Annotated in this window: 15 protein-coding genes, 2 tRNA genes and 3 rRNA genes; all 20 read left to right on the plus strand. The window is 37.7% G+C overall.

Annotated elements, in window-relative coordinates:
* The first annotated feature begins 234 nt into the window (after positions 1–234).
* The 20 genes from topA to rrf all read left to right on the plus strand — a co-directional run bounded on the left by topA (position 235) and on the right by rrf (position 23,993).
* Positions 235–2,811, plus strand: a complete 2,577-nt coding sequence (topA, locus tag SFA27_RS01760) for a type I DNA topoisomerase (protein WP_407295771.1) — start codon at positions 235–237, stop codon at positions 2,809–2,811.
* A 383-nt stretch (positions 2,812–3,194) separates the two neighbouring features.
* Positions 3,195–3,569 carry a hypothetical protein gene (locus SFA27_RS01765; RefSeq protein ID WP_047377411.1) on the plus strand — a complete coding sequence of 125 codons (375 nt, stop codon included), beginning with the start codon at positions 3,195–3,197 and terminating at the stop codon, positions 3,567–3,569.
* Between the two features lie 271 nt (positions 3,570–3,840).
* The gene (locus SFA27_RS01770; protein WP_407295774.1) at positions 3,841–4,911 is read left to right on the plus strand and encodes a formimidoylglutamase; all 1,071 of its coding nucleotides are present in this window, start codon (positions 3,841–3,843) and stop codon (positions 4,909–4,911) included.
* A gap of 3 nt (positions 4,912–4,914) precedes the next feature.
* Entirely contained in the window at positions 4,915–5,916 is a 1,002-nt protein-coding gene (locus SFA27_RS01775; protein ID WP_407295777.1) for a glycosyltransferase family 2 protein, read from the plus strand.
* A 114-nt stretch (positions 5,917–6,030) separates the two neighbouring features.
* Complete coding sequence (locus tag SFA27_RS01780) at positions 6,031–7,149, plus strand: glycosyltransferase family 4 protein (protein ID WP_047377413.1); 1,119 nt, start codon at positions 6,031–6,033, stop codon at positions 7,147–7,149.
* Between the two features lie 38 nt (positions 7,150–7,187).
* The gene (locus tag SFA27_RS01785) at positions 7,188–8,069 is read left to right on the plus strand and encodes a polysaccharide biosynthesis/export family protein (RefSeq protein ID WP_047377414.1); all 882 of its coding nucleotides are present in this window, start codon (positions 7,188–7,190) and stop codon (positions 8,067–8,069) included.
* A gap of 2 nt (positions 8,070–8,071) precedes the next feature.
* Positions 8,072–10,570 (plus strand): polysaccharide biosynthesis tyrosine autokinase, encoded by a 2,499-nt coding sequence (locus SFA27_RS01790; RefSeq protein ID WP_407295780.1) that lies wholly within the window; start codon positions 8,072–8,074, stop codon positions 10,568–10,570.
* A 213-nt stretch (positions 10,571–10,783) separates the two neighbouring features.
* The gene (locus SFA27_RS01795; protein WP_407295783.1) at positions 10,784–11,674 is read left to right on the plus strand and encodes a DUF6089 family protein; all 891 of its coding nucleotides are present in this window, start codon (positions 10,784–10,786) and stop codon (positions 11,672–11,674) included.
* Between the two features lies 1 nt (position 11,675).
* Positions 11,676–12,425, plus strand: a complete 750-nt coding sequence (locus SFA27_RS01800; protein ID WP_047377417.1) for an isoprenyl transferase — start codon at positions 11,676–11,678, stop codon at positions 12,423–12,425.
* 28 nt (positions 12,426–12,453) lie between these two features.
* A complete protein-coding gene (locus SFA27_RS01805) occupies positions 12,454–14,988 on the plus strand; it encodes an outer membrane protein assembly factor (RefSeq protein ID WP_047377418.1) in 2,535 nt (844 codons plus the stop codon).
* Positions 14,989–14,996: 8 nt separating this feature from the next.
* Complete coding sequence (locus tag SFA27_RS01810) at positions 14,997–15,551, plus strand: OmpH family outer membrane protein (protein ID WP_047377451.1); 555 nt, start codon at positions 14,997–14,999, stop codon at positions 15,549–15,551.
* A 67-nt stretch (positions 15,552–15,618) separates the two neighbouring features.
* Positions 15,619–16,122 carry an OmpH family outer membrane protein gene (locus tag SFA27_RS01815; RefSeq protein ID WP_047377419.1) on the plus strand — a complete coding sequence of 168 codons (504 nt, stop codon included), beginning with the start codon at positions 15,619–15,621 and terminating at the stop codon, positions 16,120–16,122.
* 70 nt (positions 16,123–16,192) lie between these two features.
* A complete protein-coding gene (locus SFA27_RS01820) occupies positions 16,193–16,678 on the plus strand; it encodes a thioesterase family protein (protein ID WP_047377420.1) in 486 nt (161 codons plus the stop codon).
* Between the two features lie 48 nt (positions 16,679–16,726).
* A complete protein-coding gene (gene rfbD / locus SFA27_RS01825; protein WP_047377421.1) occupies positions 16,727–17,590 on the plus strand; it encodes a dTDP-4-dehydrorhamnose reductase in 864 nt (287 codons plus the stop codon).
* A gap of 5 nt (positions 17,591–17,595) precedes the next feature.
* Positions 17,596–18,276 (plus strand): hypothetical protein, encoded by a 681-nt coding sequence (locus SFA27_RS01830; RefSeq protein ID WP_264519206.1) that lies wholly within the window; start codon positions 17,596–17,598, stop codon positions 18,274–18,276.
* Positions 18,277–18,863: 587 nt separating this feature from the next.
* Positions 18,864–20,380: ribosomal RNA gene (locus SFA27_RS01835) — 16S ribosomal RNA — on the plus strand.
* A 197-nt stretch (positions 20,381–20,577) separates the two neighbouring features.
* Positions 20,578–20,651, plus strand: a tRNA-Ile gene (locus SFA27_RS01840).
* Between the two features lie 92 nt (positions 20,652–20,743).
* Positions 20,744–20,817, plus strand: a tRNA-Ala gene (locus tag SFA27_RS01845).
* 153 nt (positions 20,818–20,970) lie between these two features.
* Positions 20,971–23,729: ribosomal RNA gene (locus tag SFA27_RS01850) — 23S ribosomal RNA — on the plus strand.
* 156 nt (positions 23,730–23,885) lie between these two features.
* Positions 23,886–23,993 (plus strand): 5S ribosomal RNA (gene rrf, locus SFA27_RS01855).
* Together the 16S, 23S and 5S rRNA genes with 2 tRNA genes alongside form the textbook arrangement of a ribosomal RNA operon.
* The last annotated feature ends 618 nt before the right edge of the window (positions 23,994–24,611 follow it).

The raw sequence follows: 24,611 nt of genomic DNA on the forward strand, positions 1-24,611 counted from the left end.
TCTGCTTTTTTACATCTTAACATATCTTTTACGTCTATGACGGTTGATGAAAAATTCTATATCATGAAATGTTGATAACTATATAACGCTCTAAAACCTACACTACAAAGGACTTGAATCTTTAAAAAATGGGTGCTGAAAAGGGGTATAAACCATCTGGATTGTTAAATTAAACCCGTTTTACAAAAAGTATATAATAAAAAAGCTTTACTTTTGCAAAAATTTTTAGTTAGAATGTCGAAAAATTTAGTAATCGTAGAGTCCCCGGCAAAAGCAAAAACTATTCAGAAATATTTAGGAAAGGATTTTGAAGTGAAATCCAGTTTTGGACATATCCGGGACCTACCTAAAAAAGGAATGGGGATAGACCTTACTACATTCAGTCCCGATTACGAAGTTTCCGCAGACAAGAAGAAATTGGTAACCGAATTAAAGGCTGCAGTAAAGAAAGCAGATATGGTATGGCTCGCTTCCGATGAGGACCGCGAAGGGGAGGCTATTGCATGGCACCTGGCGGATGAGTTGAAATTGAAGCCTGAAAACAGAAAAAGAATTGTTTTCCACGAGATTACTAAAAATGCCATTCTAAAAGCAATCGACAATCCGAGAGATATAGATCAGAACTTAGTGAATGCCCAGCAGGCAAGAAGAGTGCTGGACAGAATTGTAGGTTTTGAAATGTCACCTGTTTTATGGAAGAAAGTAAAGCCGGGATTATCTGCAGGAAGAGTACAGTCTGTAGCAGTACGATTAATTGTTGAAAGAGAAAAAGAGATTCGTGAGTTTACACCAAAAGCAAGTTTTAAACTTGACGGAATCTTTTTAAATAAAACAGAGCAGGAAATAGCTGCTAAACTGAAAAAAGACTTTGAAAAAGAAGAAGATGCAGAAAAATTTCTTGAGCAGGCAAAAACTACAGAATTTAAAGTTCTGAATGTTGAAACCAAGCCGGGTACACGTTCCGCTTCAGCTCCATTTACAACTTCTACACTACAGCAGGAAGCTTCCTCAAGACTTGGATATAATGTAACCAACACCATGCGTCTGGCACAAAGACTGTATGAAGAAGGGTACATTACCTATATGAGAACAGACTCCGTAAACCTTTCTCAGGAAGCAATTGAAGGAGCTAAAAAACAAATTACATCAGAATACGGAGCAGAATATTCTTCTCCAAGAAATTATACTACAAAATCTGCTTCAGCACAGGAAGCTCACGAAGCGATCCGTCCTACGGATTTTGGAGTGAAAAGTATAGGAGATACACAACTGAATAAGTTATACCAACTCATATACAGAAGAACACTGGCTTCTCAGATGGCCAATGCCAAAATTGAAAAGACTGTGATCGAAATCGGGAATGCATCATTACCCCACCATTTTGAAGCGCAGGGAGAGGTGATCATTTTTGACGGTTTCCTGAAAGCTTACGGTATTGTGAAGACAGAAGATGAAGATGAGGAGAACAATGATAAATTGCTGCCTAAAGTAAGTGTAGGAGAGGTATTGAACTATAAAACCATTATCGCTACTGAAAAATTCACAAGACCAAGTGCAAGATATACCGAAGCAGGATTGGTGAGAAAACTTGAAGAATTAGGGATTGGTAGACCTTCTACTTATGCTCCAACGATTCAGACGATTCAGAATAGAGAATATGTGGATAAGAGAGAAATTGAGCCGCATACGCGTGAAGTGATCAAAATGTCTTTAGCCAAAGATAAGATCAAAAAAGTAGTTCTTGAAGAGAAATTCGGAGGTGATAAAAATAAATTTATTCCTACAGATATAGGTGAAGTGGTAAATGATTTCCTGACGGATAACTTCAGAGAGATCCTTGATTATGGCTTCACAGCAAGAGTAGAAGAAAGTTTTGACGAAATTGCAAGTGGTGACCAGAAATGGAAGGAAATGATGACGAATTTCTACTCAAAATTCCACCCAAGAATTGAAGACGTAGAAGAAAATGCAGACCGTGCAACCGGAGACAGGCTATTAGGGGTAGATCCGAAGACGGGTAAAAATGTTCATGCAAGAATCGGAAGATTTGGGGCAATGATCCAGATTGGAGAAACTGATGATGAAGAGAAACCGGTTTTTGCTTCATTAATGACAGGACAAAATATTGCAACCATTACTTTTGAAGAGGCATTAGAACTATTCAAACTGCCTTTCGATTTAAGTGAAGTTGACGGACAGCCAGTTTCTGTAGGTGTTGGTAGATTTGGACCTTATGTGAAATGGGGAGAAACCTATATCAGCATTCCGAAAGGAGAAGACCCTCTTTCTGTAGATCAGAAACGTGCAGAAGAAATTATCAATGAAAAGAAAATTGCGGATGCTCCAATTGCTACTTATAAAGGGGAACCGGTAACGAAAGGAACAGGAAGATTCGGACCATTTATTAAATACAAAGCTATTTTCGTAAATGTCCCAAAGAAATATGACTTTGAAAATCTTTCTCAAAGCGATATCAATGAACTGATTGATGCGAAACTTGAAAAAGAAGCCAACCGATATATCCAGCAGTGGGAAAAAGAAAAAATTTCCATTGAAAACGGAAGATGGGGACCTTTCATCAAATTCGGAAAAGCAATGTTTAAAATCCCGAAGAAAGCTGACGATACAAAATACGAAGCAGATGAGTTGAAAGAGCTTTCTTTAGATGAGGTTAAAAAATGGATCACAGATCAGGATCCTAAAGCTTTTGCAGAAAAGAAAAAACCAGCAGCTAAAAAAGCAGCCACTGCTAAGAAGACAACTACAACAGCAAAAAAGCCTGCGGCTAAGAAACCTGCAGCTAAGAAATAAATAGTCTTTAATTTAATAAGATAAGTAAGCACAGATTTTGTTCTGTGCTTTTTTGCTTTTATTAAGTCTGGTATTAAGTGATAGCATGAGTTTTTAACTTGTGCTTTTTCATTGAGAATCATTTCAAAAAATATAAAAATTAAAGAATGATAATTATTAAATAAATATCTCAAAGTAGAGAATTAATCTTTACACACGCTTGTTACTTAGCTCTAAGTATAAATACGCAAATGGAAAATTCAGTACTAAGACTGTGATATTCAGTATTTTAATTCTATAGATTTACATCGTAATATTACAGACAGTGGAGTTCAGAAACCACTTTAAAAACGAGGCGGATTCTGAAAAGCCAAACGAGTAAGAAAAAACAAAACTATAAAATCATGTCAGAATTTAATTTTAGCAAAGAAGCTATCTCGCACGCATTAGAAGCGGCAAAAAGATCACACGAAGACAGTCAGGCAAATCGTCGTTCATCAGGGGCAGATGCGGATTTAAGCCTTGCCAACGCCAGCGCAGGTTATCTTCTTGTAACAGCAGAGTGTATATCAATTACTGTTGAGAACAATAAAGTTTGTATCAACTTACCTTTAGGTTTTGGAAAATACTGTTTCAGTATCCCATTAAGTATTCCTAATGGAACGGCTGGTCAGGCTTGTTTATCTATCTGTACTACCTGGGGAATTCCAACAGGAATCAGAGTTAACATTATTATTGCTGGAATAACAATTATCAGTCAGTCATTTGGAAAGTGCTAATGAGCTAGTGCACAAATTAGAATAAAATATCCGTCTCATATACTATGTGAGACGGATTTGTTTTATAAAGCTTCTAAAAATATAAAAATTGAAATAAAACCTGAGCTCCCTTATCAAGGTTTTAAACTTTGACAAGGTGCTGGGTAAAACCGTTTACGATTATTGATGGTTTTTTTATGAACAAAATTATCCACGCTTTACTCAGTTCCTATGTTTTTTGTATGTTTGTTACATCAAGCAATTAATCAATTATTACATTTCAAATTAAAATATGGATTTCGAAGACTTTATCATTTCACCAAGAAATTTCAAAACAGAAAGCTGGCAGATAGGAAATCGGATTACAAAAGATATCAAAGAAGACAGTATTGTTCTTTTGTTTGTGTCGGATTACAGAGGAGTGGACGGAGATGCAGAAGTACAGGATTTTACAGCGGTGAGGAACGAGTTTTATAAACTTTCTCAGATGGATTTTGAAATTCCGGTTGTGGATCTTGGAGACCTGGTGTCTGGGAAGTCTGTTCAGGATACCCATTATATTTTGCAGGAAGTCCTGTCGGCATGTCATTACAAAAGAGCAATTCCGGTAATTGTGGGCGGATCCAATGATTTTGCTTTCTCATTATTTTCTGCTTTGAATTTTCATCAGAAAAATATCAATTATACGCAGATCAGTAATATTATCTCACTTCAACAGGGTGAAACAATCAATGAACATACTTTCTTGGGTAAAATTTTCGGAGCCAAGAATTTCTCTATTAAAAATTACCATCATTTAGGTTACCAGAAGCATTTGAATGAAATGGATTCAGTGAGATTAATCAAAGAAGTTGAGTTTGATATTATCCGCCTTGCTGAAATGATGAATTCTACAGAAAAAACAGAACCTTTCTTCAGAAAAGCAGATCTGGTGACCGTAAATTGTGATGCTGTGGAAAGTTTCAGCGAACCTTTTTCCATGAATCCACAGGTAAATGGATTAAACAGAAGAGAGATTTGTGCCTACATGAAAGAAATCGGATTGAGTGAAAATCTGAAATCTGTAGGAATTTTTAATTATAATATTTATTCAGAAAACCAGTTGAACCACCAGCTTTTAGCACAAATGTTATGGTATCTGATCGAAGGAATCAATATCCAGCATTCCCACCCAAAGGAAAGACATTATGAGCTGTTCTATGTTTTGATAGATGACAGACAATATGCATTCAAGCGTGATACTTTCAGTAATTTGTGGTATTTTGGTGATGATGAAAATATAGACAATTGCATTCCGTGTTCTAGAAAGGATTTTGATGAAGCCAAAAAAGGATGGCTGAATGCAAGACTGACGAAAATTTAATGTATGACAAATGTTCCCTCAAAAATATCCATTATTGTTCCTGTTTATAATGTCGAAAATTATCTGACAAAATGCCTTGATTCCCTTGTAAACCAGAGTCTTTCTAATATTGAGATTCTCGTAATAAATGATGGGAGTAAAGATAATTCTGAAAAAATCATTGAAGGGTATGCACAAAGATATCCGGAAAAAATAAAAGCTTTTACCAAAGAAAACGGAGGTTTAAGTGATGCCCGTAATTTTGGGCTTGACAGGGCTGCCGGAGATTATATAGGTTTTGTAGACAGTGATGACTATGTTTCCGAAACAATGTTTGAAGAAATGCTTCTTTTAGCAGAAAAACATCAGGCAAAAATGGTGATCTGCAATATTCAGAAAGTTGACGAAACCGGGAAGGTTTCCCAAAAACTGACTCAGCTTCCCAACATGCCCGAGAAAATAGTCCTTGAAAATAATTTTTCAGTGTTCTCGGATATCAGTTATTTTGCATGCAATAAGCTGTTCAAAAAAGAACTTTTTCATCAAAGAAGATTTAAAAAAGGAGTTCATTTTGAAGATATTCAGTTGATCCCACAACTTTTACTGGAATGTGATACCATTGCTCAGACCCAAAATTTCCATTATCAGTATCTTGAACGTACTGATTCTATTACGAAAACCCATACGGAAAAAGGGCTTGATATGCTGAAAGCAGTAGCTGATGTGGAAAACATATTTAATGAATCTCAATATTCTCATAAAAAAGAGGAGTTAAAAAACTTCCAGATTTTTGAAGGGGTTTACTCATTTCTGGCCTATCTGGCCTTTGTGAAAAAAGAAGAAATATTTTATAGTATGTCTGATCAGTTGGTTCTTTTTATGAAGGAAAGACAAATAAAAATTCAAGATATATTGAAGTATAGTCGTTTTGGTAAGAATTATCTTTTATCTTTGCCTTTGAAGAAAAAAATTTTTTATCTGTTGTTTTTTGGAGGACAGAAAAGATTGATAAGAAAGTTGATTTAATAAACACAAATGTACGTGCTATTGTTTCGAGCAATAGAAAAGTGATGATGAAGTTCTTTATAAGTTCTACATTATGAGTTTTTATTGAGAGATGCAAGTGCTGAATAAGAAAGAATGAAAAATTTTGAATTGTTCTTAAGCGGATCGGGAATACCTATTTTCTATGTAAAAATAGGACTTGGTTTCGTATTCGCTTTTTTAATTACCTTTTTCTCTATTCCTACTATCGTCAAGATCTCAAGAAGGAAGAACCTGATGGATGAGCCTGGGATAAGAAGTTCGCATCTTAGAGAAATTCCTAACCTTGGAGGAATTGCCATTTTCTATTCAATTGGAATCTGTGCTTCTATTTTTGCCTATGAGCTGTTTGACCTCTACAAATTTTTATTTGCTTCATTGATTATCCTGCTTTATGTAGGGGTAATGGATGATATTGTTGTGATGAGAGCTTATAAGAAACTTGTTGCACAAATTGTAGTGTCTTCACTGGTGGTTATTGGTTCAGATATTAGAATAAGAAGCCTATTTGGAATATTTGGAGTCTATGAACTGGAGTATTTTGTAAGTGTAATATTCAGTATTATTACCTTTATTATTCTGATCAATGCTTTCAACCTGATCGATGGGATTGACGGGTTGGCGGGCGGTTATTCTGTAATCTGCAGTGCTTTATTTGGAATAAGCTATTACCGGTTGGGAGAATATAATTATCCCCTGGTAGTATTGTCTGTTGTTATTATTGGGACTGTATTGGCTTTCCTGTATTATAACCTGTCCAACTATCGTACCCATAAAATATTTATGGGAGATACCGGGTCCATGCTGCTTGGCTTTTTACTGGCTTTTACCTCCATTTGTTTCATAGATATTTTTATTGATAAAAACCTTGTAGATGTACCAAGGTATCACCTTCAGTCTGCTCCTGTAGTAGCTGTAGCAATCCTGATTCTTCCGATTGTAGATACTTTAAATGTAATATTTATAAGGCTTTACAATAAGAAATCACCCTTTGACGCTGATAAAAACCACATTCACCATAAGCTGTTGAAGCTAAATCTTACCCACAGAAGATCCACTTTTTATATCATTCTTTACTACTTGATGATTGTGGGAGTTGCTTATTATTTAAGACATATTGATGTCAATCTGTTATTATTGGTGATTATTTCACTGGGCTTTTTCGGAGCTTATCTGCCAGATTTGCTATATCGATTAAGAAATAACAAAAATTAACAATTAAATATTACTTTTGTAAACAATATTCAAATATGATGAAGAATTTTAAATATTTATTTTTAATATTCCCTTTTTTAGTTACCTCATGTATCACAACAAAGGATGTGAGGTACTTGCAGCCAAGCGAAAGCCTTGTCATTAACGAAGAAGGTCTTATCCCGTACAATATTCCCGTGTACAGGATTACCAAAAATGACATCCTTAATCTTAATATTGTGACCACTCCCAAAGGTGATGCAGCACAGTTTTATTCCTCTTACAATACTTCAGGCGGAGTTGCCGGCGGAGGGGTAACTAGTTCTGCAATATCAGGAGGTGGTAGTATAGGAGGTGTGGTTAGCGCTAATGCCGGAGGAGGCAGAGGCGGAAATATGAATTTTTATTTTAACGGACTGAAGGTTGATTCCAATGGTGATATCAATGTGTTCGGGATTGGATATGTAAAAGCTGAAGGGAGAACTTTAGACGATATTACAAAAGAAATTCAGGATAAAGTAAATGAAAATTTCCAGGAAGGTAAATCTGAAGTAAGACTGAATACAGACGGTATTACCTATTATATTCTTGGTGACGTGGAAACTACAGGACTTTCTGGCGAGAAAGTAGTCCACAAAAATACTCTTACCATTACTGAGGCACTGGCTATTAATGGTGGGTTGAACAGAACTATTGATAAAAGAGAAGTCGTTATCCACAGAAAACTTCCGGAAGGAATCAAAATTGCCAAAATAGATCTTACCCGTGAAGACCTTATGAACTCTCCGTATTATTATGTGCAGAATGGAGATGAAATCTATCTGAATACAAGAGCGAAAAGCTTAAATGGATTCGGAAAAGACCCTATCCAGACTTTAACTACAGGAGTTTCTGTAATTACTACTGCATTATCTATTTATTTACTCCTTAAAAATCTTTAGCCATGATTCCAGAAAGAGTAAACACTGCAGAGAAGAATAATTCTCAGAAAGATAAATCCGGGACATTTGCGTTATTTGATCTAGAACACTTTTTAAGAAGGATTCTTAAAAACTGGTACTGGTTTGTATTGATGTTTATCATTGGATATGCCATGGCGTGGGTATACAGTAAATATTATGCACAAAATATTTATGCATCAGACTTATCATTAAGTACTTCCAGTAAAGGTTCAGAATTTTTGCCAACACAGTCTAACCAATCTATCAACTTCATTTGGGGAGATACTGGAAATCAGGATGGGCTTTATTTGAAGAAAATGCTTCTATCCAGATCTCACAATGAATTTTTGGTGAAAGAATTAGATCTTTTTGTGAACTATTCTACCAAAGGGCTTATAAAATCTACTTATCTGGACAAAGATGATTCACCGGTTTTTCTTCAGATTGATAAAAGTCATCTTCAGCAGATCAATTATCCTATTACGCTGATACCGAAAGGAAATGGTACTTATCAGGTGATTTTGCCTGAAGAAGGAGAGTCTACAAGTTTATATAACTATGAAGTAGAAGGGTTCCAGGATATTAACCGTTATAGCAGACCGGCAGATAAAACCATCAAAATTAATGAGTGGTATACTTCTCCTAACCTGAGATTCAGACTGCTTCAAAATCCTGTTGCTACCAAAATTAAGCTGGACAATATTATTATTAATTTAAACTCTGTAAACCAGAGTGTAGATGAAATTGTTTCCACCACAGGCGTAGACTTTGATAAAGAAATCAGGTCTATTATGATCATTACTAAAAAAGGCTACAACCTTAATAGTACAGTTAACTTTCTGAACAAATCCGTTGCAGAACTACAGAAAAAGAGACTTGCAGATAAAAATATCGTTAATAAGAATACAGATATTTTCTTAAAAGACAACCTTACAAACATCCGCAAAAAACTTGATTCAAGCGCAAATGTGCTTAATTATTTAAAGACTTCTGAAAAACTTTATAACATTAAAGACAGAGATGAAAAATCTCTTGAAAAAATAAAAGAACTTGAAGCTAAAAAAGCAGATATCATAAGCAAAATCAATTCTCTGAACAATATCAAGAACACCCTTCAGTCTCAGAATTTTGATAAAATGATCGGAACAAATGCAGCTGGTTTTGAAGATGGTGTTTTCACAGCAACGGTTTCTGAACTTAGAGCTTTATATACCAAAAAAGCAGAAATGGCTACTATTTATAAACCGTCATCAGAGCCTATGAGAGAAATCAACAGGCTTATTGATGAAGCAAGAATGGGGTCATCCAATAGTTTGAGAAACTATTATAACAGATATTATGAAGAAATCAATAAAATAGATCGTGAAATGGCTGGCGCCAATTCTGATTTAGCAACTTATCCTGAAAAAGAAAGAAGATATCTGGATGCAGAAAGAGGTTATAATATGATTGAAGCTACTTATAACAGCCTTTTGGGAAGACAGAGTGATACGAAGATGAGAATGGCTACCAATCAATCCGATATAACAGTCATTGACCCGGCTAAAAATTTAGGACAAAGACCAATTGGACCTAATGTTAAACTGGCAAAAACAGCTATTATTTCAGGAATGTTGCTGCTTCCATTATTATTTATCCTGATTGGTGAAGTGTTTGACAACAAGATCAGAAATATCAAAGAACTTTTAAGCGCTACAAAAATTCCGCTTCTTGGAGTTATCGGAAATAACAACAATGAAAATATGCTTACTGTTCTGGAGCAGCCAAAATCGTCCGTATCAGAAGCTTTCAGAGGGATAAGGGCTAATATGAGATTTTTGATGGATAATGAAGATCAGAAAGGTAAAGTCATATTAATCACATCATCCATCGGAGGAGAAGGGAAGACCTATATTTCCATTAATCTGGCATCTGTAATTGGATTGGGTGATAAAAAAACAATCTTATTGGGAATGGACCTTAGAAAACCAAAAATCTTCGGAGACTTCAAGATTGATAATAAATATGGTATTTCAAATTATCTGACAGGGGAAGTAGGAATTGATCAGATTGTCAACAAAACAAAAATCCCAAATCTGGATGTTGCCACTTCTGGTCCTATACCGCCAAACCCTTCTGAGCTTTTAATGAGCCAGAGAAATATCAAATTTATAGAAGAACTGAAAGAAAAATATGATTTCATTATTATAGATTCACCACCGGTAGGATTAGTGGCAGATTCATATGAGCTGATGAAGCATTCTGATGCCAATATTTATGTTGTGCGTCATGAATACACAGAAAAGTACATGCTGAAAATGATTACGGATAAATATCATAATGATGAGATAGATAACTTGGGGCTTGTTTATAATGATTATAATACAAAACAAGGCTACGGTTACGGTTATGGCTACGGATATGGCTATGGTTACGGATATTTTGATGAGGATAAAAATTATAAAGAGCCATTGTTGATAAGGATCAGAAATAAAGTACAGGTATTATTTAATAAAAAATAAAGCATTAAACCCTCATTTAATGGGGGTTTTTTCATATTTAATGTATTTTCATTCTATGAAAAAAAGAATATTTTTGCCACTTTGCCGTTTACTTTATAACAAATTATGTTTTTTTGTTTATTTTTAACTAAACATTAAGATTATCATTAATATAAAAATGTTTTATATTTGCAAAAATTAAATTTTAAAATAACCATAAATCCATATTCTTTTATGAATAAAAAATTATTGTTTAGCTTCCTTGCCTTCCTTGGAGTGGTAAGTGTTAAAGCACAAAGAAACGAATTGGGAGTTCGTCTAGGTATGAGTAACCTAGTGGGAGATGTAGGAAGGACAAATTATATTTTACAGAAGCCGTTGGATTTAAACAGAGTGTCAGATTGGGGCATCCCATTTTATGGAGGTTTGTTATATAGATTTAATTTTAACCCGCATCAGACCGTTAGATTGGATTTAGGATACAACCAGATTCAGTTTAGTGATAAAGCTGCGAAAGAAGATTATAGAAGAAATAGAAACTCATACGGAAAAAATAACGTGTATGAGGCAAGTTTAATGTTTGAATATAACTTTTTCCCGGTAAATAATGAGCAGATCAGCATGCTGAGCCCTTATATCTTCGGAGGTGTTGGTGCTTTGATGTTTGATGCTCCTAAAGCAAATCTTGTGAATGATTTCAGAAGAGATGCGGATGGTGTGGCGCAGGCTCCAATCAATGAATTGGATTTCACTACCAAAACAGAGTATTCATTAGGGAAAAAAGTAACGATGCATATTCCTTTTGGGGTGGGCTTGAAGTATAAATTCAACCATTCTTGGGCTATATTTGCAGAAGCTACATTCAGATATACATTGACGGATCAGTTGGATCACAGTAAGATCCTTGACAAAGATGTAAAAACTTCTTTTAATTCAGATATTTTGGACCCATCAACAGGAGGTTCATTATTGCAGTCAGGAAATTATTATGCAGTTTCTAAGGAAAGAGAAGCAGAGTTTATTAAAAAGAGAAATATTGGAGATGGAAGATCGAACGACTGGATGAATACTTTCAGTTTAGGACTCACGTATTCGTTCGGAAGACCTCCATGTTATTGTGAATAATATGTCGTTGATTAAAGATAAAATAAATTCTGAGAATTTACCAAAACACGTAGCCATCATTATGGATGGTAATGGAAGATGGGCAAAATCTCGTGGCGAGGAAAGAACTTTCGGTCACAAAAATGCCATTAATGCAGTAAGAAATGCCATTAATGCCTGTAATGAGATTAATATCCCTTACCTAACACTTTATACATTCTCTTCAGAAAATTGGAGCCGTCCAACTGAAGAAGTGAATACTCTTATGAACCTGTTGGTAGAGACCTTACTGCTTGAGGCAGAGGAAATCTTCAGCAAAGGATTAAGAATGCATGTGATAGGGAACCTTGAAAAACTGCCTCCTTTAGTAAAAGAGCAGTTAGAGCGTGTGGTAGAACTCACAAAAGAAAACACAAAAGGAAACCTTGTATTGGCTATAAGCTATGGCTCACAAAATGAAATACTTGAAGCCGTTAAAAATATAAGTTCTGATGTAAAAGAAGGAAAAGTAGAGATAGAAAATATTAACGAAAGTTTATTTGAAAGCTACCTTTACACAAAAGATTTTCCTCCTGTAGATTTACTGATCAGAACCAGCGGTGAAATAAGAATAAGTAATTTCCTGCTTTGGCAGATCGCTTATGCAGAACTACAGTTTTTAAATGTTCTGTGGCCGGATTTTACCAAAGATATTTTCTTCCAATGTATTGTAGATTATCAAAACAAAGAAAGAAGATACGGTTTAACCGGTGAACAAGTAAAAGGCCAATAAAATTTTAAGAAAAGAAAGACTCGATAAAATGAAGTTTAGACTATTACCCATCATTATGTTTGCTGCTTCAGCGCATTTTTATGGACAAGTAACTCCACAAGACAGCACAAAAGTAAATAATGCTGTTCACGCAGAAAATGAGGCAGGCACTTATACACTGAAAGACATCGTTGTAGATGGGGTAAAAAAATATACACCAGCTCAGATCTTAAGATTTACAGGTCTTACTAAAGGAGAAAGCGTAGACATTCCAGGGCAGAAAATCAGCAATGCTGTTAAAAAACTTTGGGATACCCAATCTTTTTCTGAAGTGGAAGTTTATGTTCAAAGCATTGAAGGACAGACAATCGTTCTGAAATTTCACCTGCAGGATCTGAAAGAACTTGGAGAAGTGAAATTCGCAGGAAAGGGAATTGGTAAATCTAAGAGCGAAAAGCTGGCAAAGGATAACAACCTTAAACCAGGAACTAAGATTACTCAAAACTTAGTTTCTAGTCTTAAAACAAATGTTCCTAAAGATTACATTAAAAAAGGTTTTGCAGATGCCAAAATCAGTATTCAGGATAAAGTAAATGCAGGAGACCCTGCTTTAGTAGACTGGACTATTAATGTAGAGAAGGGAAAAAGAATTAAGATTGATCATATTGAATTTGAAGGAAATGAAAATGTAACCGATAGAAAGCTTAGAAACAAAGCTTTCAAAGAAACAAAACAAAAACGTTTCGGTATTGGTGGTATTTTGAAATCCTCAAAATTCATTGAAGATAAATATCAGGAAGATAAGCAAGGTCTTATCAGTTATTATAACTCCCTGGGATATAGAGATGCGAAAATCGTTTCAGATTCAGTTTGGAGAAACAAAAGAAATAACTACGAAATCAATGTAAAACTTAATGAGGGTAAAAAATATTACATCGGGGACGTTACGTTCACGGGGAATACAGTATACGCTACAGAATATTTACAGAGATTATTAGGATATAAAAAAGGAGATATTTACGATGCAGTAGGATTCAACAAAAAAGTTGGAGAAGACGGAGGTAAAGAAGATGATTCAGATATCAAATCTGTTTACATGAACAACGGTTACCTTTTCTCTAATGTTACACCTGTTGAAAAATCAGTATCAGGAGACGCTGTAAACCTTGAAGTTAGAATTAATGAAGGAGAACAGGCTACATGGAATAAAGTGACATGGCAGGGGAACACTACAACCCATGACCACGTTATCCTTAGAGCACTGAGAACAAAACCGGGAGAGCTATTCAAGAAAACGGAAATTAAAAGAACATATTTCGATTTAGCAGGGATGTCATTCTTTGACCCTCAGCAGATCGGTCAGGATATCCAGCCAAATCAGGTAGATAATACCGTTGATATTAACTGGAAGCTTGTAGAAAAAGGATCTTCTCAGGTGCAACTGCAGGCGGGTTACGGTGGTAACAGCTTCATTGGTACTTTAGGATTAACTTTTAATAACTTCTCATTAAAGAACTTCCTTAAGTTTAAGGACTTCAAACCAGTACCTCAAGGAGACGGACAAACGTTCTCTATTCAGGTGCAGGCAGGACAGTACTTCCAAAACTACGGTGTATCATTTACAGAACCTTGGTTATTTGGTACAAGAGCAACAGCCCTTTCTGTCAGTTTGAACAATTCCAGAGTAAGATATACGGATCAATACGGAGCTGCTCAAAAGCTTAACATTTTCTCCGCTTCAGCTGGTTTAAACAGACTATTAAACTGGCCGGATGATTATTTCTCGCTTTATACAGGATTACAGTTCCAGAAGTATGACTTCAATAACTATCCATTCCAGTTTGGAAATACTACAGAGAGTTATGGTTCTGCTAATAACTTCAGTGTGAACTTAGGGTTGAGCAGAAACTCTGCAGGTATCGACCCAATCTTCCCTACAATGGGATCCAATATTGAGCTTTCAGCAAAACTGACACCTCCATACTCATTGTTCAAAAAGAAAGATTACTCCACAATGTCAGCTATCGACAAATATAAGTGGATGGAATTCTATAAGATTAAATTCAAGGCAGATGTATACAATGAGATCATTGGAAAACTTGTCTTAAGATCTTCTGCAGAAATGGGATTCATGGACGGATATAACAGCAAACTGGGAGCTCCGCCATTTGAAAGATTCTATATGGGAGGTACAGGTCTTTTCGGAGGTAGATATGACGGTAGAGAATTGATTCCTTTAAGAGGGTATGAAAATGCCAGCACAGAAGGAGGTCAGGCAGATGATATTACTCAGACAGGTGGTGGTACAATCTATAACAGATTTACTTTAGAATTAAGATACCCGATCTCAATGAGCCAGACTGCAAAAATCTATGCATTGACATTTGCTGAAGGAGGTAACGTATGGAACTCATGGAGTTCTTACAGCCCATTCCAGTTGAAAAGATCAGTAGGTATAGGAGTAAGAGTTTATATGGGAGCATTTGGATTGATCGGATTTGACTTTGCACTTGGTCTTGATAAGACATTATCAGGTGATAAGTCAGGATGGAGAAACCACTTCTTGATGAACCAAACATTATAATTACAGATATGAAGCACTTTAAAATAACTTTCACGTTCGCATTACTATTGCTTTTTGGATTCAGCAATGCTCAGAAAATAGGAGTAGTGGATACTAATGAAATTTTAAATAAATTACCTCAGTATAAAGAAGCTGAAGCAAGACTGAATTCTCAGATCGATACCTGGGAGTCAGAACTTCAAAGTCTTCAATCTGAATATGAAAGAAAAAAAGCTGCTTTTGAAAGTGAAAAAGTATTATTGATAGGAGATCAGCTTAAATTGAGAGAAAAAGAAGTTGTAGACCTTGATAAAAATATTAAAACTACTACTAGCTTACGTTTTGGAGCTAACGGTGAGATCACAAAACTGAGAACAAACCTTGTTTTGCCTTTTCAGGATCAGATATGGGGAGCCATCAAAACAATGTCCGAAAAAAATGGATTGGGCATAGTTCTTGATAAAAGCAATAACATTAGTGTTATTTTCCTTCAGTCAAAATATGATTACACCGAGAAAGTATTGTCTGTTTTGCTGAAAGGAACAGACAAGAAGGAAAAAACAAATAGCAAAGGCAAAAAATAAGTTTTAAAAATTAACTTTTGCTATATTTTAAAATCTAAAAACAAATTAAATTATTTATTTACCAGTTATGAAAAAATTAAGTGTATTATTTGCAGCAGTAATGATGGTTGTATCTGTAGGTATGGCAAAAGCTCAAAAAATTGCTACTTTAGATGTAATGGGAGTTCTTAACGCTATGCCGGAGAAAAAGAAAGCAGATGCTGATCTTAAAACATTCTTAGATACTAAACAAGCTGAGATTAAGAAAAAAGCTGACGCAGCTCAAACTAAATATCAGCAATATCAAACAGAAGCTCCGAAAAAAACAGCTGACGAAAACGCAGCAAGAGAAGCTGAAATGAAAAAATTAGCTGAAGAAATCCAGCAAATGCAGGACAAAGCTCAAAAAGATCTACAAGCTAAGCAGGATTTGGCTTTCGGACCAGTTGAGAAAAAACTGAACGATGCAGTAGAAAAAGTAGCTAAAGCTAACGGATATGATTATATTATGGATGCTAACTCAACTGCATTCCTTTATAAAGCAGGACCAGATGCTACTCCAGCTGTAAAGAAAGAACTTGGAGTTCAATAATTTCAGCAAATTAACAAAGATTTATAAAACTAACCATCTCTATTAGAGGTGGTTTTTTTATTTTTGCGGAATGGAAAAAGAAGTATCAACTACGGTAAAAGTTAGGTTTAGTGACTGCGATCCGATCGGACATTTGAATAATGTAAAATATCTTGATTATATGTTCAATGCCAGAGAAGATCATGTAGAAACATTCTACGGATTTACTTATGAAGAATATACCAAGAAAACCGGCTGTACCTGGATTGCCATTCAAAATGAAATAGCCTATTTAAAAGAAGTAAGATATAACACTCAGGTTGTAATCAGCAGCAAAACCATCGATGTGCAGGATAGAACTGCAAAAGTAGAAATCCTGATGAAAAGCTTAGATGAAAAGACAATTCATGCTGTACTGTGGGTAACTGTTATTTATTTCAATGTTAAAACAAGAAAATCTGAAGTTCATCCCGAAGACGTCAAAGAAATTTTCGACAAGTTTTATGTAGATTTGATTCAGAAAGACTTCCAGTCCAGAGTGAAGTTTTTAAGAAGCCAAAATGCAAAAAATTCTTAATCAGTAACTCTTATTGAAGATTCCAATTTAAAAATTAATAATATATAAATGAAAAAAATAGCAGTAATAGGAAGCAACGGACAATTGGGTAACTGCATTAGAAAAATAGCGCCAGATTTTGAACATCAATATGAATTCTTATTTACAGACTCATCCACCCTTGATGTTACTAATGAAGACCAGGTGAATGACTTCTTTTATGATAACAAACCTGATTACTGCATTAATGCTTCAGCATACACAGCGGTAGATTTGGCTGAAACCGAAAAAGAAAAAGCTTTTGCAGTAAATGCAGATGGAGTAGCTCATCTTGCCCAGGCGTGTGTAGATTATAAAACTACCCTGATTCATGTTTCTACAGACTATGTTTTTGATGGAACCACAAATCTTCCATATTCTGAAGACGATTTTACAAATCCGATAGGAGTATATGGAGAATCAAAAAGGAAAGGAGAAGAACTTGCACTGGAAATTAATCCTAAAACAATTATACTGAGAACCTCGTGGCTGTATTCAGAGTTCAATAAGAACTTTGTGAAAACGATGCTGAACCTTTTCTCTCAGAAAAAAGAATTGGGAATTGTTGCGGATCAGTTTGGGCAGCCAACCAATGCAAATGATCTGGCAGAAGCTATAATGGAGATCATCGAAGCTCACCATAAAACCTATGGAGTCTTCCACTTTTCAAACTACCCGGAGACAACATGGTTTGAATTTGCAAAAAAAATTGCTGAATTTTCAAAATCTTCAGTTAAATTGAATCCATTAACAACTGAACAGTACCCAACGCCTGCCAAAAGACCCGTAAGAAGTACAATGTCTCTGGATAAAATAGAAGAGACTTACAAAATAGAACCCAAACATTGGGAAAATAGTCTTGAAGAATGTGTTGATACACTTTCACAACAATAATATATATGAAGAATATTGCAATCATCTTTTCCGTATTGTGTATCCAGCTGTGGAATGCACAGAATGTTTATCTCACTAAAGTTGAAAAAACAAATGATAACCCGGATAAATTCTTTTATAAAAAAGAAGTTGCCGCTGCTGATGCCGTTTATTTAGGAGAAGTAGAAGTTCAGGGCTTTTCAAAAGATGATGCACTTATATTTTCCTTGGTCTATAAAAAAGCAAAAGAGATAGGTGCCAATACTTTTGAATTAAGGCCTTTTGAAAACGTGGATGGAACTGCTCAGTCGTTCAATGCAGCCAATTATAAGATTGCGTTATATTATACACCAAAAGAAAAGCTGCCAGCCCAGCATGGCGAGATGTATATATTTGCATCCTCTGAGAAAGATCAGAAAATAAGCATCAATCGTAAAGACTATATGATCTCTCCCAGATCATTTTTAAAATTAAAAGTTGTTCCAGGAGAAATTTATACAATTTCAACCAAGAAACTTTTGGGATCTACTGTCAAAGTTCAGCCAAAAGCGAATGATGATAACTTATACTTTCAGGTTTCATCTTTAAAAGTAAAGCCAGACAACTCAGGAGTTGGAGGGTTGAATCTTAAATCCGGTGATATTATTGGTCTGGAAAAGTCCTATGCCGAATTTTTGAGCGTTATCTATAAAGAAAGCAATCCTTAAGAAATAGATTATAACAGGATTATTACTGGGTTTGGGCTAAGATGAATTAATAATCCAAACAAATGTTTAAAATTTTTCTCACTGCATTCCAGGTGATTAGGATTAAATATGAATAAAATGTAAAATTTAAGTTAAATAAAGTTGTTTTGCGTTGCAATAAGTTGTTATCTTTGCCCCACTGAAAAACGAGAGTATAACAGTAGCGCAGAAGAGCCTTTAGATAGGCAGGAACATTAGAAACTTCAAAAAGAAACAAGCAAAAAAAACTTAAAAACTTTTGACAAAAAAAGTTGTGAGATTAAAAAGAGTTTGTATCTTTGCAGTCCCAAATAAAGGGAGCGCAGGAGTTGATGGATTGAGGTTAATGAAGAGATTAAGGTTACTTAAAAAACTTTAAAATTTTCTTCAGAAACATTTGGTCAATTAAAAATAAAGTTTTACTTTTGCACTCGCAAATACGGAGCGACACTGACAGAGAGATTGCTTCGTTAAAAAGCGGAAGATATAAAGATCATTGACATACAATATAACAACCAAGTAAGGAAAAACTAAAGCGTTAAGAAACTTTGAGTGAGTCAGACAAACATACAATGGAGAGTTTGATCCTGGCTCAGGATGAACGCTAGCGGGAGGCCTAACACATGCAAGCCGAGCGGTATTGTTTCTTCGGAAATGAGAGAGCGGCGTACGGGTGCGGAACACGTGTGCAACCTGCCTTTATCTGGGGGATAGCCTTTCGAAAGGGAGATTAATACCCCATAATATATTAAGTGGCATCACTTGATATTGAAAACTCCGGTGGATAGAGATGGGCACGCGCAAGATTAGATAGTTGGTGAGGTAACGGCTCACCAAGTCTACGATCTTTAGGGGGCCTGAGAGGGTGATCCCCCACACTGGTACTGAGACACGGACCAGACTCCTACGGGAGGCAGCAGTGAGGAATATTGGACAATGGGTGAGAGCCTGATCCAGCCATCCCGCGTGAAGGACGACGGCCCTATGGGTTGTAAACTTCTTTTGTATAGGGATAAACCTACTCTCGTGAGAGTAGCTGAAGGTACTATACGAATAAGCACCGGCTAACTCCGTGCCAGCAGCCGCGGTAATACGGAGGGTGCAAGCGTTATCCGGATTTATTGGGTTTAAAGGGTCCGTAGGCGGATCTGTAAGTCAGTGGTGAAATCTCACAGCTTAACTGTGAAACTGCCATTGATACTGCAGGTCTTGAGTGTTGTTGAAGTAGCTGGAATAAGTAGTGTAGCGGTGAAATGCATAGATATTACTTAGAACACCAATTGCGAAGGCAGGTTACTAAGCAACAACTGACGCTGATGGACGAAAGCGTGGGGAGCGAACAGGATTAGATACCCTGGTAGTCCACGCCGTAAACGATGCTAACTCGTTTTTGGATTTTCGGATTCAGAGACTAAGCGAAAGTGATAAGTTAGCCACCTGGGGAGTACGTTCGCAAGAATGAAACTCAAAGGAATTGACGGGGGCCCGCACAAGCGGTGGATTATGTGGTTTAATTCGATGATACGCGAGGAACCTTACCAAGGCTTAAATGGGAAATGACAGGTTTAGAAATAGACTTTTCTTCGGACATTTTTCAAGGTGCTGCATGGTTGTCGTCAGCTCGTGCCGTGAGGTGTTAGGTTAAGTCCTGCAACGAGCGCAACCCCTGTCACTAGTTGCCATCATTAAGTTGGGGACTCTAGTGAGACTGCCTACGCAAGTAGAGAGGAAGGTGGGGATGACGTCAAATCATCACGGCCCTTACGCCTTGGGCCACACACGTAATACAATGGCCGGTACAGAGGGCAGCTACACTGCGAAGTGATGCAAATCTCGAAAGCCGGTCTCAGTTCGGATTGGAGTCTGCAACTCGACTCTATGAAGCTGGAATCGCTAGTAATCGCGCATCAGCCATGGCGCGGTGAATACGTTCCCGGGCCTTGTACACACCGCCCGTCAAGCCATGGAAGTCTGGGGTACCTGAAGTCGGTGACCGTAACAGGAGCTGCCTAGGGTAAAACAGGTAACTAGGGCTAAGTCGTAACAAGGTAGCCGTACCGGAAGGTGCGGCTGGAACATCTCATTTTAGAGCGTCATTAGACGATAAACAAAATTAGTACGCAAGTACAAAGCACTTGCTTAAAGTTCAAGCTTTAGTTTTTTGTTTGGTTGGTTATATAAAAAAAATACAAAACCCACTAGAAATTAGTATAGGGAAAGAGATTGAGAAATGAAGAAGAGGAAAAGGAATAACTTATTACTCATCACCCATTACTCATACAAAGTCTCGTAGCTCAGCTGGTTAGAGCGCTACACTGATAATGTAGAGGTCGGCAGTTCGAGCCTGCCCGAGACTACTAATTAAAGGAGTTAGGATGTAGGTTGCAGATATTAGGGAATAGCATATAAATGGTATGAACTAGCAACAGACAACTATCAACTACTAGAGGGGGAATTAGCTCAGCTGGCTAGAGCGCCTGCCTTGCACGCAGGAGGTCAAGGGTTCGACTCCCTTATTCTCCACAGTTTTGGAAGATTGATTTAAAAGTTACGGATGGAGCCAAAAACAACATCTGTTCATCAATTGGACAAGAAGATATTAAGATCATTGACATTAACGGTAAAGACATCACAAAGAGAAAACCGAGCGCATAAAGCGCTTGAGTAACCAATAGGAAAGAAATCGTTAAGGGCGTATGGCGGATGCCTAGGCTTTCAGAGGCGAAGAAGGACGTGGTAAGCTGCGAAAAGCTGCGGGGATTGGCACACACGAATTGATCCGCAGATGTCCGAATGGGGCAACCCGTCTGGTTGAAGACCAGTCATCCCTTAGGGGAAGCAAACCCGGAGAACTGAAACATCTAAGTACCCGGAGGAAAAGAAATCGAAGAGATTCCGTAAGTAGTGGCGAGCGAAAGCGGATTAGCCCAAAAGTCGTTATATGTTTAATAGAATGTTCTGGAAAGAACAGCCGTAGAGGGTGATAGCCCCGTATATGAAAGGCATATATTGATGATAAATGAGTAGGGCGGGACACGTGAAATCCTGTCTGAATATGGGGGGACCATCCTCCAAGGCTAAATACTCCTGAAAGACCGATAGTGAACAAGTACTGTGAAGGAAAGGTGAAAAGCACTTCGAATAGAAGGGTGAAATAGAACCTGAAACCGTACGCCTACAAGCGGTCGGAGCAGCATTAAGCTGTGACGGCGTGCCTTTTGCATAATGAGCCTACGAGTTAATTTTACTAGCGAGGTTAAGGTATTAAGTACCGGAGCCGGAGCGAAAGCGAGTCTGAATAGGGCGGATAGTTAGTAGGATTAGACGCGAAACCTTGTGATCTACCCATGGGCAGGTTGAAGCTCTGGTAACACAGAGTGGAGGACCGAACCGGTTGACGTTGAAAAGTCTTCGGATGACCTGTGGGTAGGGGTGAAAGGCCAATCAAACTGGGAGATAGCTCGTACTCTCCGAAATGCATTTAGGTGCAGCGTCGTATATAAGTTTATTAGAGGTAGAGCTACTGATTGGATGCGGGGGTTTCATCGCCTACCAATTCCTGACAAACTCCGAATGCTAATAAATGTTCTACGGCAGTGAGGGCATGGGTGCTAAGGTCCATGTCCGAGAGGGAAAGAACCCAGACCAACAGCTAAGGTCCCAAAATATATGTTAAGTTGAAACAACGCGGTTGGACTGCATTGACAGCTAGGATGTTGGCTTGGAAGCAGCCATTCATTTAAAGAGTGCGTAACAGCTCACTAGTCGAGCGGTCCGGCATGGATAATAATCGGGCATAAACATATTACCGAAGCTATGGATTTATATTTTAGATATATCTGGTAGGAGAGCATTCTATTTGCGCCGAAGCAGTATCGTGAGGTATTGTGGAGCGGATAGAAAAGAAAATGTAGGCATAAGTAAACGATAAAGCAGGCGAGAAACCTGCTCACCGAAAGACCAAGGCTTCCTCAGCCATGCTAATCAGCTGAGGGTTAGTCGGGACCTAACGCGAACCCGAAAGGGGTAGTGGATGGACAATGGGTTAATATTCCCATACTTGCTCACACTAAAAAGGGGACGGTTGGATGTAGCTGCTAAAGACTGACGGAATAGTCAAGGCCTAGCCTTCGGGCGAAGCTGCTGTAGTGTAATCTGATCCAAGAAAAGCCGAAGTGAAGCAACCCGTACCAAAACCGACACAGGTGGTCGAGGAGAGAATCCTAAGGTGCTCGAGTGAGTCGTGGCTAAGGAACTAGGCAAAATAGTCTCGTAACTTCGGAAGAAGAGACGCCATCAGCAATGGTGGCCGCAGTGAAGAGGCCCAGGCGACTGTTTATCAAAAACACAGGACTCTGCTAAATCGAAAGATGCTGTATAGGGTCTGACACCTGCCCGGTGCTGGAAGGTTAAGGAAGGTGCTTAGGGTTAAACCGAAGGCATTAACTGAAGCCCCAGTAAACGGCGGCCGTAACTATAACGGTCCTAAGGTAGCGAAATTCCTTGTCGGGTAAGTTCCGACCTGCACGAATGGTGTAACGATCTGGGCACTGTCTCAGCCACGAGCTCGGTGAAATTGTAGTATCGGTGAAGATGCCGATTACCCGCAATGGGACGAAAAGACCCTGTGAACCTTTACTATAACTTCGTATTGACTTTGAGTAAGTAATGTGTAGGATAGGTGGGAGGCTTTGAAGCTTGCACGCTAGTGTAGGTGGAGCCAACGTTGAAATACCACCCTTTACTTACTTGGAGCCTAACTTCTTTTAGAAGGACATTGCGTGGTGGGTAGTTTGACTGGGGTGGTCGCCTCCAAAAGAGTAACGGAGGCTTTCAAAGGTACCCTCAGCACGCTTGGTAACCGTGCGTAGAGTGTAATGGCATAAGGGTGCTTGACTGTGAGACCTACAAGTCGATCAGGTGCGAAAGCAGGACATAGTGATCCGGTGGTTCCGTATGGAAGGGCCATCGCTCATAGGATAAAAGGTACTCCGGGGATAACAGGCTAGTCTCCCCCAAGAGCTCACATCGACGGGGAGGTTCGGCACCTCGATGTCGGCTCGTCACATCCTGGGGCTGGAGAAGGTCCCAAGGGTTGGGCTGTTCGCCCATTAAAGTGGCACGCGAGCTGGGTTCAGAACGTCGTGAGACAGTTCGGTCTCTATCTATTGCGGGCGTTAGATGTTTGAGAGGGCTTGATTCTAGTACGAGAGGACCGAATTGAACAAACCTCTGGTGTATCAGTTGTACCGCCAGGTGCACCGCTGAGTAGCTACGTTTGGAAGAGATAAGCACTGAAAGCATATAAGTGCGAAACTCGCCTCAAGATGAGACATCTTTTAAGGGTCGTTGGAGATGACGACGTTGATAGGCTACAGGTGTAAAGACAGTAATGTCATAGCCGAGTAGTACTAATTACCCGTAGATTTATAGTCTATGGTTACTAATATAAACCAAGTGCTTTATGTGCATTGAAGGTTTTGTCTTTGTGAAAGTTTTTATCGCTTAAAACAGGTAGCAGATGGTAGCTATCAGGGAGCAGGAATGCCTGTCACCTATAACCAACATCCTGCAACCTTATATACCTTCTTTAGGGTGGTTTTAGCGGTGGGGCTCACCTGTTCCCATTCCGAACACAGAAGTTAAGCCCACCAGCGCCGATGGTACTGCGAAAGCGGGAGAGTAGGCCGCCGCCAGTTTTTATTTTATTTTTAAAAAATCCTTTATCTGATGATAAAGGATTTTTTTGTTGTATACCTAATACCTAATCCAGCCAAATAAGCAACTACAACTCCAAACATAAGTAATGAGCAATAAGTAATAAACAATAGTCATCACTCATCACTATGTCATGGCAGATGTTATTATTTATCCATTCATCATCCATTACTCATTACTGATTATTCATTACCCATTATTGCTTTTCTCTTCCTGATCTTCCTGCTGACTTCTTATTTGTTGTCTCCATTACCGTTTATCACCCCCGGTTTGTCACTCCGCAGGAGTCTAAACAACCAATTTTAAAGTTCTATCATCAACCATATCTAAGATTACCAAATCACTTAAGTATTAAAAAAAACTGTAGCGATATTCCTTTGAATCCTTTAGACCCTAATAAATGTGGCTGGATTCCTACGGAATGACATAGTTGGGATATTAGATCTTACTATGTAAAATTGACTCTTCCTAATCTGGATCTGACAATTCACAATTTAACGTGATCACTTATTAATGATCATTTATAACATATCCCACTATCACTCCATAGGAGACTAAACAAATCCATTTTATTCAACTCAATTCCCACAAAGTACTAG

It is taken from the genome of Chryseobacterium sp. HR92 (genome assembly GCF_045689405.1).
In the GTDB taxonomy this organism is placed as follows: Bacteria; Bacteroidota; Bacteroidia; order Flavobacteriales; family Weeksellaceae; genus Chryseobacterium; species Chryseobacterium viscerum_A.

What these genes read in the sequence shown, in the direction of transcription:
- topA (WP_407295771.1), top strand. Translation starts at nt 235, where the DNA reads ATGTCGAAAAATTTAGTAATCGTAGAGTCCCCGGCAAAAGCAAAAACT.
- SFA27_RS01765 (WP_047377411.1), top strand. Translation starts at nt 3,195, where the DNA reads ATGTCAGAATTTAATTTTAGCAAAGAAGCTATCTCGCACGCATTAGAA.
- SFA27_RS01770 (WP_407295774.1), top strand. Translation starts at nt 3,841, where the DNA reads ATGGATTTCGAAGACTTTATCATTTCACCAAGAAATTTCAAAACAGAA.
- SFA27_RS01775 (WP_407295777.1), top strand. Translation starts at nt 4,915, where the DNA reads ATGACAAATGTTCCCTCAAAAATATCCATTATTGTTCCTGTTTATAAT.
- SFA27_RS01780 (WP_047377413.1), top strand. Translation starts at nt 6,031, where the DNA reads ATGAAAAATTTTGAATTGTTCTTAAGCGGATCGGGAATACCTATTTTC.
- SFA27_RS01785 (WP_047377414.1), top strand. Translation starts at nt 7,188, where the DNA reads ATGAAGAATTTTAAATATTTATTTTTAATATTCCCTTTTTTAGTTACC.
- SFA27_RS01790 (WP_407295780.1), top strand. Translation starts at nt 8,072, where the DNA reads ATGATTCCAGAAAGAGTAAACACTGCAGAGAAGAATAATTCTCAGAAA.
- SFA27_RS01795 (WP_407295783.1), top strand. Translation starts at nt 10,784, where the DNA reads ATGAATAAAAAATTATTGTTTAGCTTCCTTGCCTTCCTTGGAGTGGTA.
- SFA27_RS01800 (WP_047377417.1), top strand. Translation starts at nt 11,676, where the DNA reads ATGTCGTTGATTAAAGATAAAATAAATTCTGAGAATTTACCAAAACAC.
- SFA27_RS01805 (WP_047377418.1), top strand. Translation starts at nt 12,454, where the DNA reads ATGAAGTTTAGACTATTACCCATCATTATGTTTGCTGCTTCAGCGCAT.
- SFA27_RS01810 (WP_047377451.1), top strand. Translation starts at nt 14,997, where the DNA reads ATGAAGCACTTTAAAATAACTTTCACGTTCGCATTACTATTGCTTTTT.
- SFA27_RS01815 (WP_047377419.1), top strand. Translation starts at nt 15,619, where the DNA reads ATGAAAAAATTAAGTGTATTATTTGCAGCAGTAATGATGGTTGTATCT.
- SFA27_RS01820 (WP_047377420.1), top strand. Translation starts at nt 16,193, where the DNA reads ATGGAAAAAGAAGTATCAACTACGGTAAAAGTTAGGTTTAGTGACTGC.
- rfbD (WP_047377421.1), top strand. Translation starts at nt 16,727, where the DNA reads ATGAAAAAAATAGCAGTAATAGGAAGCAACGGACAATTGGGTAACTGC.
- SFA27_RS01830 (WP_264519206.1), top strand. Translation starts at nt 17,596, where the DNA reads ATGAAGAATATTGCAATCATCTTTTCCGTATTGTGTATCCAGCTGTGG.